Raw genomic sequence first — 13,395 nt, 5'->3', positions numbered from 1 at the left:
TTCGGACAGGCATTCCACCTTAACCCCGCGCCGTTGGCGCGCCCCCTTGAACATCAAGGGGGCTTTTCTCCATAAGGTGTATCGGGGTGCCGACCAACGGTCGGCACCTACCGACGATCAGGCGTCGGTATTCCGGCGCGCGGTCGGCACCTGCGCGGCAATCAGGTAGCCACCGACCGTTGGTCGGTGGTCTGGCAGCCGATCAGCCTTCGCCGAAATGCGCGTCGGTCATCGCCATCAACGGTTCGGCGCCGGACTGGATCGCGGCGGCGTGGCTGAGGGTGCGCGGCAGCACGCGGGCGAAGTAGAAGCGGGCCGTCTCGCGCTTGGCCTGCTTGAACGCGTCGCTCCGCGCGGAGGCCTCGGCGGCAGCGACGCTGCGGGCCCACCAGTAGGCCAGCACCACATAGCCCGAGTAGAACAGGTAATCGAAGCTGGCTGCGCCGAGTTCATTGGGGTTGGTGGCCGCGCGCTGCAGGGTCGCCATGGTCAGCTTGGCCCACTCGTCGGCCTTGGCGCGCAGCGGGGCAATGAATTCGGCCAGCGCTTCGTTGCCTTCATTGGCCTTGGCGAAGGCCTCGATCTCGGCCAGCATCAGCTTCAGCCCCGCGCCTTGGCTGGAGGCGGTCTTGCGGCCGATCAGGTCCAGCGCCTGGATGCCGGTGGTGCCTTCATACAGCGTGGTGATGCGCGCATCGCGGGCCAGCTGCTCCATGCCGTGCTCGCGGATGTAGCCGTGGCCACCGAAGCACTGCAGCGCGTTGTAGGTGTTCTCGATACCCCATTCGGTCTGGCAGGCCTTGGAGATCGGGGTCAGGAAGCTCACCAGCGTGTCCGCGCGTTCGCGCTCGCCGGCATCCTCGGCGTGGTGGGCGACGTCGATCAGGGTGGCCGCGTGCAGGGCCAGCAGGCGGCTGCCTTCGACCAGCGATTTGATGGTCAGCAGCATGCGCCGCACATCCGGGTGGACCAGGATCGGGTCGGCCGGCTTTTCCGGGTTTTTCGCACCGCTCAGCGAACGCGACTGCAGGCGCTCGCGGGCGTACTTCAGTGCGTTCTGGTAGGCCCGCTCGGACAGGCCGATGCCCTGCAGGCCGACGCCCAGGCGCGCGGTGTTCATCATGGTGAACATTGCCTGCAGGCCCTTGTGCGGCTGACCCACCAGGTAGCCTTCGGCACCGTCGAAGTTCATCACGCAGGTGACCGAGCCCTTGATGCCCATCTTGTGTTCGATCGAGCCGCAGCGCAGCGCATTGCGCTCGCCCACCTTGCCCTCGCGATCGACCTTGAACTTCGGGGTGACGAACAGCGAAATGCCCTTGGCCCCGGCCGGTGCGTCGGGCAGCTTGGCCAGCACCAGGTGCACGATGTTGTCGGTAAGGTCGTGCTCGCCGGCGGTGATGAAGATCTTGGTGCCGGTGATCGCATAGCTGCCATCCGCGTTCGGCTCGGCCTTGGTCTTGAGCAGGCCAAGATCGGTGCCGCAATGCGGTTCGGTCAGGCACATGGTGCCGGTCCAGCGGCCGTCGATCAGCGGCTTGAGGAAGGCGTCCTGCTGCCAGGCCTCGCCATGCTGCTTGAGCGCTTCGATCGCACCGTGCGAGAGCAGCGGGAAGTTGCCCCACGCCAGGTTGGCGGCATTGATCATTTCATTGAGCGGCACGCCCAACGTATGCGGCAGGCCTTGGCCACCCAGTTCCGGTGCAGCGGTCAGACCGGTCCAGCCGCCGTCCACGAACTGGGCGTAGGCCTGCTTGAAGCCCGGCGGGGTGGTGACCTCGCCGGTCGCCTGGTCGAGGACGCAGCCGATCTCATCGCCCACGCTGTTCAACGGCGCCAGCACGCTGGCACTGAAACGGCCGGCTTCTTCCAGCACGGCATCCACCACATCGGCGGTGGCATCGGTCAGGCCAAGGCGCGCGAACAGCGGCTCGACCTTGAGCACGTCATGCAGGGCGAAACGGATATCGGAAAGCGGGGCGGTGTAGCTGCTCATCGGGGACAGTCTCGATCAGTGGCGAAGGGTGGCGGAAAGCCCGCCGGTCAGCGCAGGACGCCGGGCAGGCCAGGGGCCTGGTTGAGCGTGCTGCGGCTTTCAATCTCGAAGGTGCGTTGCTTCTTTTCCTGCGGGGTGGCGCTTACCGTGCCCTTGAGCGAATAGCCCAGGGTGCGGTTGCCGGCCAGTGCATCGGCCATCACCAGGCGGGCGCCCGAGCTCGGCTTGATGTCCACGTTGACCACATCGGCCGAGACCCCGCCAATGGACAGTGCGGGCTTCAGCTGCAGCTGGCCGGCATCCTCATCGCTCACCTTCAACTGCAGCGCGACGTTGTCGAAGGTCATGGGCATGGAGCTGAAGTTCTGCAGGCGCAGCGCAACCGTCCAGCTGCCATCGGCACGCACCGTCAACTCCTGCACGCTGGCGGCCGGCTCGGAAACGCGTTTGACCGTCTTGTTGCAGGCGGTCAGGGCCAGCGAGGCGATGACGATCAGGGCAAAGGCGAGGCGGGGACGGAAGCGGTGGGACATGGCGCAATCCTCAGGCGGGTGTTGCATGGGTGTGAGCATACTACGGCGTATGGTGTTCGCGCTGCCTGCGGCAGCGAGATGCAAGGGTAGGGCACCGGGATGACGGGGCCACGTGCTTTTAGTCGTGGGGCAGGCCGGCCCGGCGCGCGGGGTGAGGCCGGGCCGGGTCAGTCCAGCGGCGCCATCACCCGCAGCGGGGCGAGGTCATAGCCCATTGCTTCGGCACGGGCTTTGAGCTGCTCGAACAGGGCGGTATCCATGCTCGGTGAGCGCGACAGGATCCACAGGTACTTGCGGTCCGGCTCGCCGACCACTGCCCACTGGTAGCCGGGGTCCAGCGCGATCACCCAGTAATCGGCCCACACCAGCGGCACCCAGGACAGCCAGTCCGGCACGAAACGTACCTGCAGGCGGCCGGGATGGCCCTCGACCGGGCGCGCCACGCCATCTGCTGCCACGCGATCCCCGTCAGCCTCGCGGCAGGCGTTGTGCACGCTGATCCGTCCATCGGCACGCAGGCTGTAGGTGGCGGTGATGTCGCCCACGCATTTCTTCTGGAACGACACCGGCAGGTGCGCGATCTCATGCCACTGGCCGGCATAGCGGCCCATGTCCAGCGCCTCCACCGAGGTCACCGGCGCGGCCGCCCAGGCCGACCCGGTGGCGGCAAGGGCGAGCAGGGCACTGATCAGATAGCGGCTGCGCATTGTCGACACTCCACACAAGACGCAGCGAGCTTAGGCATAGGCTGAGCGGAAATTGTGAATATTCCGTCATGCAGTGGCCGTCCCACGTCGCTGACGTGCGCGTGGCAGCGTGCGGCACCCGCGCTACCGACTGTCAGCGGAGAGTTCCCGCGTGGCGTTGCCGCTCTCGTCCAGGAAGCGCACCTTGGCATCTCCCGAGGGCGTCACCACCAACTCAAGCCGCGGCTTTCCTTGACCATCGCGCAGGGTCAGCATGGCATCGCGCGCATCAGACTTGCCAAGGAACACGCGCTCGGTGATCGCAGGAATGCCCTTCCGATGAAGTGCTTCGTCCCGCTCGGAGAAGAACGGGCGGGACAGGCCATCGGCAACGTCATTGAAGGTCAGCCCTGCGTAGTGTGTCCCCGCATCATCCACGCCCAGCAGTTGCATCTGCTGATCCTGCTGATAGCGATCAAAGGTCAGGCTCATGCCGCTGGAGGGTTTGCCGCTCTTGTCGAGCGAACCGTTGTAGATCAGCCCGCCGTTTTCCGTTCCTTCATCGTTGAAGAACAGCATGCCTGCCATCGGGCGCGGATGAGCTTGCTCCTTGTTGTGAATGACCACCCCAGGAAACAGCGTGCGATTGGAGATCGCCAGCCGCAACGTTCCGTCAGGCTCCTTGATGTTGATGCGTTGCGCATCAATGACATCAAAGCTGGCGCTGCGCTGTGACGTTGCACCCATCATCAAGGCGGCCATGGTGAGCAGGCCGGCCGCTGCGCAGCCCAGCGTCAGTCGCCGTTGGTTTCGCTCCAGATGCGCGATCTGCGCCTGCAGCACTTCGATGCTTTCGGACATCACCTCTCCCTGTGTGTGCGGCCATGGGGACGAACAAGCGCGGCCGCAGACGATCCTGTCCGCCGGGTGAGCATGCCAGCGCGTGGCGATGGACGGCAAGGCGCGCAACGGCCCGCCCGCGGAAATCATCCCTGAGCGGTGTGCCCGCTTTGCAGCGCGCGATGGATCTCCGCCTCGATCATCGCTTCATCGTCGCGTGCGGCCCAGCGGCTGATCGTGACGATCACCAGCACCGCGCCGGCCATGAAGTAGGCAGCAGGCACCACCGCCAGACTGGCCAACAGGGCAGGCGCGAGGTCGTATGTGTGTTGCCAGTGCTTCACCACCGCCACCAGCGGAACGATGAGCAGGCAGACGAACATGCCGATCATCAAGGTGCGGATGAAGGGATGCATCTGGAACGCACCTTCAAGCCGCGTGCCGCGTTCGGTGGGGATGCACTGGCCGATGAAATACGGCTTGAAAGAGTTGGACACGAACGGGCGCGTCCAGCACAGGCGGATCCGTTGAGCGGAGGCCGTCCCGCGCATTCCGGCGACAGAGAGGCGCGGGCCATGCTGGATCGACTGCTTGAGGCGCAGCACGGTCACATCGATCGGGGATGTGCTGTGGAAGGCAACAGGACGTTTGCCGAACAGCGCGGCGAACAAAGCACGAACCATGTGCGGAAGCTCCTTCCTTGAACGCTGCGTGATGTAGCGACGCCGAACAACAGACAAAAAAAATGACCTGCATTTCTGCAGGTCATCTGAAATTGTGGTGGCCGGGGACGGAATCGAACCGCCGACACGGGGATTTTCAATCCCCTGCTCTACCAACTGAGCTACCCGGCCACTTCATCGCTGCGTTGCCGCTGGCGAGGACGCGAATAATACGGAGGTATGAGGGGTTCGGCAAGCGTTTCGGGAAAAAAATTTCACATTTGTTTCCAAACCCGTGTCCGCCCACATCCAAGTGCTTGATCCAGCGGGCCCGAGCACATCACCCAAGCGCATGAACGTCGGTTCAGGCGGATGCTTTCCGCCGGTGCAGTTGATCAGCCCGTGGTGGATCGGGCGTCGTCGGGCATGCACCACAACAGCACGATGCCGATCACCATCATGATCGCCGCCAGCACCAATGCGCCCTGGTAGCTGCCGCTGTCGCGCGCCAGCGTGCCGGCGATCGCGGGGGCGATGATCTGGGCGACGCCATAACTCAGCGTCAGCGTCGCCATCGCCTTGGCAGGATTGTGCGGGTAGTGGCGACCGACCACGGTCAGGGTCAGGCTGACGATGCCGGCGAAGGTCAGGCCGAACAGCACGGCGCTGGCTGCGCCGGCCCACAGCCCGCCATCCAGCAAAGGCAATACGAAGGACGTAGCCTGCAACGCATAGGCGAGCATCAATGCACGGATCAGTCCAAGCCGGTTCGAGAGCCGATCCCAGGCAAACGTCGAGGGGATGGCGGTGAGGCCGACCAGGACCCACACCCAACTGCCGTGGCCGGCGAAGGCAGGGGTCTGCACCAGGATGGCGACGATGAAGGTCGCGCTGACCACGAAGCCGACCCCCGCGCAGAAGTACGAGGCGATCAGCAGCCAGCGCCAGCGCCGCCCGGGTGGCGGGGGAGCGTTGGCCCCTGTGGCACTGGAGATCGCTGCCGGCGGCGGCATCCATGCCCAGGCCGGGATCAGGAACACCACCGCGAGGGTGCCCAGCGCGATCCACTGCCGGGAGGACGCCAGTTGATCGGCCATCGCCGCAGCCGCCAGGCCCGAGACCGCGATCCCTACCCCGAGGCCGGCGAAGTGCAGGCCGAGCTGTGGGCGGCGCTGATGGGCGAGCAGCCAGTTGAGCACCAGCCCGGAGGCGAGCAGCAGGCCGGCGGTGCTGGACAGGCCGGCCACGAAGCGCAGCACGCCCCAGGTGGCCATGTCCGTGGTGGTGCCCATCAGGCCGGTGGATACCACTGCCAGGACCAGTCCGATGCGGTAGAAGCGGAATTTCAGCTGCATGTCGCCGACCCGGGCGACCAGCACAGTGCCGGCCAGGTAGCCCAGATAGTTGAACGTTGCCAGCCAGCCGCCGCCGGCTGCCGTGAGCCCGGCGTCGAGCCGCATCACCGGCAGCAGCGGGGTGTAGGCAAAGCGCGCCAGGCCGACCGTGAGTACCAGCGCGCAGATGCCGGCCGTGATGACCTGCCAGGCGCGGCGGGGAGGCGGGATCGAGAGTGACATGGGTGGGGAGGGCAGCGGGGAGGGCCCATGGTCCGTGGACAGAGGTGACCGCGTCTTTCGATAGAATGACCCATCCTGTCGATGAGGCGTCACATGGCCACGGCGGAACCCACTGCGCCGGGTTGGCGCGAAGTCCCGGTGCCGCCGCTGCGGCGTCTGCCCTGGCCGGTGGTGGCGCGCAGCCAGCGACTGGAGGCGGGCGAGCGCTTCCCGCCGCACGTGCACGGCTGGAACCAGCTGGTCCACGCCAGCACGGGTGTGCTGCAGGCCAGCGCCGGGCAGGCACGTCACGTGATCACCCCGCAGCAGGCGCTGTGGGTGCCGACGGGCACGTCCCATCACACGGGCGCGTTGAATACCTCGGCGTTCCGCAATCTTTACGTGGCGGATGGGCCGGCACTGGGTATGCCCACGCATTGCGTGGTACTCGATGTGTCACCGCTGCTGCGCGAACTGATCATTGAACTCGATCGCACCGTGCCCGATCACGACCGCACCTACTACGCCACCTTGTGCACCCTGATCACTGCGCAGTTGCCGCGCCAGCGGCAGCACACCCGGCACCTGCCGTGGCCGCAGGATGCGCGCCTGCAGCGCTGGTGCCAGGCACTGTACGAGCAACCTGCCGATACCCGCAGCGTGGAGGACTGGGCGCCCTTGCTGGGGGCATCGCCGCGTACCCTGGCGCGCCACTTTGAACGCGAGACCGGCATGCGGTTGCGCGAGTGGCGGTTGCGGCTGCGCCTGCTGCGCGCCATCGAGTGGCTGGCGCAGGGGCGTTCGCCCACGGTAATCGCGCACGAGCTGGGCTATGCCTCGGCGTCGGCGTTCAACTACATGTTCCGGATCGAGATGGGCATGAGCCCGCTGCAATGGAAGCGCGCACGCCCTACGGCGTGACCGGGCAGGCCAGGCTGACCAGCCGCTCATCCTCGAAGCGTGCACGGATCGAGCCGTTGTCGGCCTTGCCTGCGGGCCACTCCGCTTCGGCGCCCGCACCAGGCAGGGGATTGCCCAGGTGGAAGTACACGCGGCCACGGCTGTCGCCGACCTGCACTTTGTTGCATGCCACGATAGGTGACGCCATCTCGCCGCAGTCGCCCTGCAGCAGGCACAGGCGCGTGTGGCACTTGCCTGCACCGGACGACCAATGGCCTTGCGCGGCCAGGCAACCGGGCTCGGTCGCCAGAATCGCCCAGCATGTCAGGCCGAACACCGTGGTGGCGGACATCAACACGGGCAGCAGGTAGCGGCGTCGGCTGGAGGAGGGAACGTTCATGACGCGATCATGCGCCCTGGCCGGCGGCGCGGGCAACGCATGCGCGGTGCAGCGTACGGATGGAATGCTGTGACGGCATCGGGATGATCCGTCCCTGTCGCACAAGGTGATTGCACAGCCGCGTCGTCCTGCACCGATGGAACGCTGTTTTACCCCCCGCCCGGACGTGCCTGGACGGCGTACTGTCGGGATTCCTTTTTCGTCTCCCCGGAGCGATCCTCTGATGACCGCGCTCACCAACACCCGCATCGTCCTCGCCTCGCGCCCGAACGGTGCTCCCGTCTCGTCCAACTTCCGTATCGAACACGTGCCGGTTCCCGCGCCTGGCCCGGGCGAGGTGCTGCTGCGCAATCGCTATCTGTCGCTGGATCCCTACATGCGCGGTCGCATGGAGGAGGGGCCGTCCTACGCCGCACCGGTTGCGCTGGATGCGGTGATGGAAGGGCGCACCGTTGCTGAAGTGCTCGCCTCCAACCATCCCGGTTTCGCCATCGGCGAGCATGTGCTGGCTCCGGGCAACTGGCAGACGCATGCCGTCATCGACGGCGATCAGCTCAGCCGCAAGCTGGAAGACAACGGCCTGCCGATCAGCACTGCACTGGGCGTGTACGGCATGCCCGGATTCACGGCGTACGTGGGCCTGCAGGAAATCGGCAAGCCGCAGCCGGGCGAAACGCTCGTGGTGGCGGCTGCCAGCGGCCCGGTGGGCGCGACGGTGGGTCAGATCGCCAAGCTGCAGGGTGCGCGCACGGTGGGCATTGCCGGTGGCGAGCAGAAGCGCGCGTATCTGGAAACACTGGGCTTCGATGTAGCGCTGGATCACCGCGCCGACGATTTCGCCGCGCAGTTGCGTGCGGCGGTGCCCGACGGCATCGATGTCTACTTCGAGAACGTCGGGGGACACGTCTTCGATGCGGTCGCGCCATTGCTCAACGACTTCGCGCGCATTCCGGTCTGCGGCACGATCGCCACCTACAACGCGCGCGGTGCGGTGTTGCCCGGGCCGGACCGGCTGCCGGGTTTCATGAGCCAGGTGCTGCGCCAGCGCCTGACCGTGCGCGGCTTCATCCAGTCGGATCTGCACGCCTTCTTCCCTGCGTTCCTGCGCGACATGGGGCAGTGGCTGAAGGACGGCCGCGTGCAGTATCGCGAGGACATCGTGCAGGGACTGGAACGCGCGCCGGAGGCCTTCTTCGGACTGCTCAAGGGCCACAACTTCGGCAAGCTGGTGGTCAAGCTGGATTGAGCGGCGCGGGGCGTGTGAGTGCGACGTGTGCAAGGCCGTGCCGATCGTGATTCGTGCATCACGATCGGCCGGTTAGCCTGCGGATGAAGGCCCCGTACCGGGAACCGCACAAGTGAGTAGACCCATGGCAGACACCAAGCCCAGCGAACACGGCAAGCAGGAAGGCATCGAAGAGAGCCAGCAGGACCGCAAGCAGGATGAAACCGCCAAGCAGCGGCCGGGGCAGACCGATCAAGCGATCCACGATGCAGGCACGCGCCGGCCGGAGCGCAAGGACACTCCCGAGGGCGCGTGAGCAACTGCGCGAAGGCTGTGAAAACAAGAGCGCCCCGGGAAGCTGATTCCCGGGGCGTTCTGTTGAATAGTGGTGGAGCCAAGGAGGATCGAACTCCTGACCTCGTCGATGCGAACGACGCGCTCTCCCAGCTGAGCTATGGCCCCACGGATGCTGCTGCTGCGTGGCGTCACCGGCCTCGGCCGTACCCCGCAATGCGCCTAGTCTAGCGCCGACCGGCGGCGCCTGCCAAGTGGGGCCTGCGTTCGGCTCAGTGCCTGCCGCGCGCCGCGGCGGGCGCGCGTTCCACCTGCTGCAGCAGGGATTTGTCCAGTTTGGCGGCCACGCCGACGCTGCGCCCGGCCAGGTTGGCCACCACGAAGCTGACCGAACTCCCCAGCACCTGGGCCGTCTCGGACAGGCTCAACCCGTAGTCCTGTTCCAGCCACTGCGCCATCCCGGCGGTCGCCGCGCGCAGGGCCTCATCCAGCGAGCCGGCCTGGCCCAGGACCATCAACTGCGTGGCCGATTCCACCCGCGGCGCTGACTGCGCCCGGGACTTGATCACCTCCACGCTGAAGTCCACGTCCATCGAGGTCTCCAGCGCGTACTGCGAGGTTTCGCCATCGCCCTGCAGTGCGTGCGCATCACCCAGGTAGAGCAGGGCGCCGGGCTGGGATACCGGCAGATACACGGTCGCGCCCTCGCGGATTTCGTTGAAGTCCATGTTGCCGCCGAAGCGGCCGGTGTCGCCGGTGGAGATCGGCGCGTTGCCGAACCCAGGTGCCACCGCCAGCCCGCCGAGCATCGGCCTGACCGGCACCCAGAAGTCCTTGAGCTTGCCGGTGGCCGCCTCTGGACGGGCACGGCCGCGTTCGCGGTCCAGGGTCCAGCGCACCGGTTTGTCCAGCGCGGTGGCCTTCGCCGCCAGGGCCGGTGTCAGCGCGCGTCCCACGATGCTGTCCAGGCTGTCGGCGTAGTCACGGTTCAAGCGCAGGCGTTTGATGTGGATCGCCAGCACATCGCCGGGCTCGGCCTCCATCACATAGAACGGCCCCGTCTGCGGATTGCCGAACAGCGCCCGGGTCTGGCCCTTGGCGTCCACGCCGCCGGAATCCAGCGTCGTGGTGCGCACGCTGTCGCCCGGCCAGATCGTCAGCACGGGTGCGCGGTGGGGTGAGAACTCGTTCGAATAGGAGGTGGGCACGAAGTCATGCTGGCGGGGGCCGCCGGCCGGCCGCTCGGGCAGACGGCGCGCGCTGAAGGGATGCATCGCGCGTCGCTCGCTGGCGTTGGTGTCGGGATAATCGGCCGTACCGCGCAGGGTCGTGCCGGTCTGCTCGCCGCGGAAGCGGTAGGTCGCGCCATCGCCGCCGGTGACGACAAACGCCAGCGCGTTGCCCTGGCGGCTGCCCTGCAGGGTGTCCCCATCGAAGCGCCCCTCCACCGGACCCTGCTGGTCGGGCAGGCTGAGCAGCTGGTAGGCCGGGTTTCCCCACAGGTCGGTGGTGACCAGCCACTGTGCGGGCGGTTCGGCGGCCTGGGCGGCCGAGGCGGACAACAACAGGAGCAGGCAGGCCAGGTGGCGAGAGGACATGCAGAGATCTCGTGGATGACCGGTTCAGTGTTCGCCGCCGCTGCCAGGGCGACAAGTGCCGGGCGACACGTGCCCGATGGCCCGGAAAGCGTCACACGCGAATCCCGCCCTTCCGGCGCGCGCCTTGGCCGGGCATAATCCGCGCCAGAAAACGCGGCCGCATAGCCAGTGGACCAGGGGGGCCGGACAGCCGTCGCCCACAACGCCCTGACACCAATCTGCAACATCCAGCCAATACCGTGCCGCATCGCTGTCTCCACAGCGATGTCGATTTCCTATGGTGCCCGGCCATCGCGCCGGCTGCCCCGATCTGTACTACCCGAGACCTCTGCATGCCCGCTCTACGCCACGCCCCTGTGTCGACGCGTCTTCTCTCCCGTTCCCTCTCCACCACCGCCGTGCTGCCGCGCCGCCGCGCGCTGGCGCTGGCCTGCGCGTCCGCTGCGCTGATGCTGTCCGCTGCCGCCTCGGCGCAGGACGCGCAGTCCGCCAGCGCCACCTCGCTGGACACCATCACCGTCACCGCCGACCACCGCGAGCGCAACCTGCAGGACGTGCCGGTCTCGGTCGGCGTGGTGCAGGGCGAGAAGATCCGCGACTACACCGCTGGCGGCGATGACACCCTGCTGGCGCTGTCGGGCAAGGTGCCCAGCTTCTACGCTGAAACCACCACCGGCCGCATCTTCCCGCGCTTCTACATCCGTGGCCTGGGCAACATCGATTTCTACCTGGGTGCCTCGCAGCCGGTGTCGATCATCCAGGACGACGTGGTGCTTGAGCACGTGGTGCTGAAGTCCAACCCGGTCTACGACGTGGACCAGATCGAAGTGCTGCGCGGCCCGCAGGGCACGCTGTTCGGTCGCAACACCACCGCCGGCATCGTCAAGTTCGACACGATCAAGCCGAGCCAGGACTACAGCGGCCGCGTGCAGGCCAGCTATGGCTCGTACGGCAGCGTGGCCATCGATGGCGGCTTCGGCGGCCCGATCAACGACATCGCCTCGTTCCGCGTGTCGGCGCTGTACCAGCACCGCGATGATTACGTCGACAACACCTACCGCGGCCCGAGCGCCGATGGCACGGTCTCGCCGAAGAAGAACGCGATGGGCGGCTTCGACGACCGCAACGTGCGCGCCCAGCTGCTGCTGCAGCCGAGCGACAACTTCTCGCTGCTGGCCTCGGCCCACGCACGCGATTACGACGGCACCTCGACCCTGTTCCTGCGCAGCGCGCTGACCAAGGGCTCCAACAAGACCGACGTGCCGCGCGACCAGGTCGCCTACGACGAAGCCGACAACAACCCGCAGGCCTACAAGACCTACGGCGGCTCGGTGAAGGCGATCTACGACTTCGGCAACGTCTCGCTGACCTCGATCACCGCCTACGAAACCACCTCCGGCTACAGCCGCGGTGACACCGACGGCGGCGCCGCCGTGAACTATCCGGTCAACGGCGTGCCGAACGGCTACGGCCAGTCGATGGGCCAGATCCGCGATCTGGACCAGTGGACCCAGGAGTTCCGTCTGGCCAACGCCGATGACAACCGCCTGAAGTGGCAGGTCGGCGCGTTCTACTTCGACGGCCGCGACACCACCGATTTCTACCAGCGCGCCTGGTTCCTGCAGGGCAATGCCCGCAATCCGAACAACTGGGTGCGCCTGCGCAACGTCAACACCTCCTGGGCTGGTTTCGGCCAGGTCAGCTATGACGTGACCGACAAGTTCACCCTGACCGCCGGCCTGCGCCAGACCAAGGACGAGAAGAAGACCCGTCTGCTCAAGACCGCCGATACCGCCGCTGGTGCCGTGACCTACAAGGGCCGCACCTACGTGGAGATGTCCGACACCACGCCGAGCTGGGACCTGAGCGCGATGTACGCGTTCAACCCGCAGCTGAGCGTGTATGCGCGCGTGGCCCGCGGCTTCCGTGGCCCGACCATCCAGGGCCGTTCGGCTGTGTTCAATGCCGATTTCACCACGGCGAACTCGGAAACCATCCTGTCCTGGGAAGCCGGCATCAAGAGCAGCCTGTGGGACAACCGCCTGCGCGTGAACGCCGCCGCGTTCACCTACGTGGTCAATGACATCCAGCTCAACGGCAACGATTCGGACGGCAACGGCGTGCTGTTCAACGCCGACAAGGCCAAGGCCTACGGTCTGGAAGCGGACATGGAGCTGCGCCCGATCCCGAACCTGGCCCTGAGCGCCGGTGTCAGCCTGCTGCACAGCAAGATCCAGGACGACCGCGTGTACGCGCAGGTCTGTGCCCTGAACGGCGCCGTGGTGTGCACCGTGAATGACCCGACCATCAAGGTCGGTGCCAACACCTTCGCGCAGATCAACGGCAACCCGTTGCCGAACGCACCGAAGTACAACATCAACCTGGCCGCGCGTTACGACATGCCGGTCAATGACAGCGATGTGTTCTTCGTCTCCACCGATTGGAACAAGCAGGGCTATACCAGCTTCGTGCTGTACGACTCGGCCGAGTTCAACTCCAAGGGTAGCTTCGAAGGCGGCCTGAAGCTGGGCTACTCTGCCAACTACGGTGCCTGGGAAGTGGCGCTGTTCGCGCGCAACATCACCAATGAGAAGAACCTCAAGGGTGTGATCGAGAACTACATGGCCGCGGTCTACAACGAACCGCGCACCGTGGGTGTGTCGCTCAACATGAACTGGTAAGACACGCGATCGCCGGTGCCGCAG

Annotated in this window: 12 protein-coding genes and 2 tRNA genes; 4 read left to right on the top strand and 10 right to left on the bottom strand. The window is 66.4% G+C overall.

Translation table 11 applies throughout. The features are described 5' to 3' along the window. Positions 1-202: 202 nt before the first annotated feature. The 7 genes from ABE422_RS07690 to ABE422_RS07660 all read right to left on the bottom strand — a co-directional run bounded on the left by ABE422_RS07690 (position 203) and on the right by ABE422_RS07660 (position 6,294). Positions 203-1,996 carry an acyl-CoA dehydrogenase C-terminal domain-containing protein gene (locus ABE422_RS07690; protein ID WP_346482752.1) on the bottom strand — a complete coding sequence of 598 codons (1,794 nt, stop codon included), beginning with the start codon at positions 1,994-1,996 and terminating at the stop codon, positions 203-205. 47 nt (positions 1,997-2,043) lie between these two features. Further along, positions 2,044-2,529 (bottom strand): LEA type 2 family protein, encoded by a 486-nt coding sequence (locus ABE422_RS07685; RefSeq protein ID WP_123730685.1) that lies wholly within the window; start codon positions 2,527-2,529, stop codon positions 2,044-2,046. Between the two features lie 167 nt (positions 2,530-2,696). Then, entirely contained in the window at positions 2,697-3,236 is a 540-nt protein-coding gene (locus ABE422_RS07680; protein WP_313208997.1) for a lipocalin family protein, read from the bottom strand. A gap of 123 nt (positions 3,237-3,359) precedes the next feature. Further along, complete coding sequence (locus tag ABE422_RS07675) at positions 3,360-4,076, bottom strand: hypothetical protein (RefSeq protein ID WP_346482751.1); 717 nt, start codon at positions 4,074-4,076, stop codon at positions 3,360-3,362. 125 nt (positions 4,077-4,201) lie between these two features. Beyond that, positions 4,202-4,726 carry a hypothetical protein gene (locus ABE422_RS07670; protein ID WP_346482750.1) on the bottom strand — a complete coding sequence of 175 codons (525 nt, stop codon included), beginning with the start codon at positions 4,724-4,726 and terminating at the stop codon, positions 4,202-4,204. A 107-nt stretch (positions 4,727-4,833) separates the two neighbouring features. Beyond that, positions 4,834-4,909, bottom strand: a tRNA-Phe gene (locus ABE422_RS07665). 203 nt (positions 4,910-5,112) lie between these two features. Next, positions 5,113-6,294 (bottom strand): YbfB/YjiJ family MFS transporter, encoded by a 1,182-nt coding sequence (locus tag ABE422_RS07660; protein WP_313208999.1) that lies wholly within the window; start codon positions 6,292-6,294, stop codon positions 5,113-5,115. A 93-nt stretch (positions 6,295-6,387) separates the two neighbouring features. Between ABE422_RS07660 and ABE422_RS07655 the strand changes: the two genes are divergently transcribed. Then, entirely contained in the window at positions 6,388-7,194 is an 807-nt protein-coding gene (locus ABE422_RS07655) for a helix-turn-helix transcriptional regulator (RefSeq protein WP_123730689.1), read from the top strand. Here the strand turns inward: ABE422_RS07655 and ABE422_RS07650 are convergent. After that, positions 7,184-7,573 carry a hypothetical protein gene (locus ABE422_RS07650; protein WP_123730690.1) on the bottom strand — a complete coding sequence of 130 codons (390 nt, stop codon included), beginning with the start codon at positions 7,571-7,573 and terminating at the stop codon, positions 7,184-7,186. The two genes, ABE422_RS07655 and ABE422_RS07650, sit on opposite strands and share 11 nt — an antisense overlap. Positions 7,574-7,796: 223 nt before the next feature. Between ABE422_RS07650 and ABE422_RS07645 the strand changes: the two genes are divergently transcribed. After that, entirely contained in the window at positions 7,797-8,819 is a 1,023-nt protein-coding gene (locus ABE422_RS07645; protein ID WP_313218928.1) for an NADP-dependent oxidoreductase, read from the top strand. A gap of 124 nt (positions 8,820-8,943) precedes the next feature. Further along, on the top strand, positions 8,944-9,114 hold the full coding sequence (locus ABE422_RS07640) for a hypothetical protein (RefSeq protein WP_176989378.1): 171 nt from the start codon (positions 8,944-8,946) through the stop codon (positions 9,112-9,114). Positions 9,115-9,184: 70 nt separating this feature from the next. Here the strand turns inward: ABE422_RS07640 and ABE422_RS07635 are convergent. After that, positions 9,185-9,260: transfer RNA gene (locus ABE422_RS07635), tRNA-Ala, on the bottom strand. A gap of 104 nt (positions 9,261-9,364) precedes the next feature. Next, positions 9,365-10,690, bottom strand: a complete 1,326-nt coding sequence (locus ABE422_RS07630; protein ID WP_313209002.1) for an acetamidase/formamidase family protein — start codon at positions 10,688-10,690, stop codon at positions 9,365-9,367. Positions 10,691-11,022: 332 nt separating this feature from the next. On the opposite strand from ABE422_RS07630, the gene ABE422_RS07625 reads away from it, so the two are divergent. Then, complete coding sequence (locus ABE422_RS07625) at positions 11,023-13,371, top strand: TonB-dependent receptor (protein ID WP_313209003.1); 2,349 nt, start codon at positions 11,023-11,025, stop codon at positions 13,369-13,371. Positions 13,372-13,395: the final 24 nt, after the last annotated feature.

This window comes from Stenotrophomonas sp. TWI1151, assembly GCF_039673135.1.
Lineage (GTDB): Bacteria > Pseudomonadota > Gammaproteobacteria > Xanthomonadales > Xanthomonadaceae > Stenotrophomonas.
This window is presented reverse-complemented; position numbering and strand designations above follow the sequence as displayed.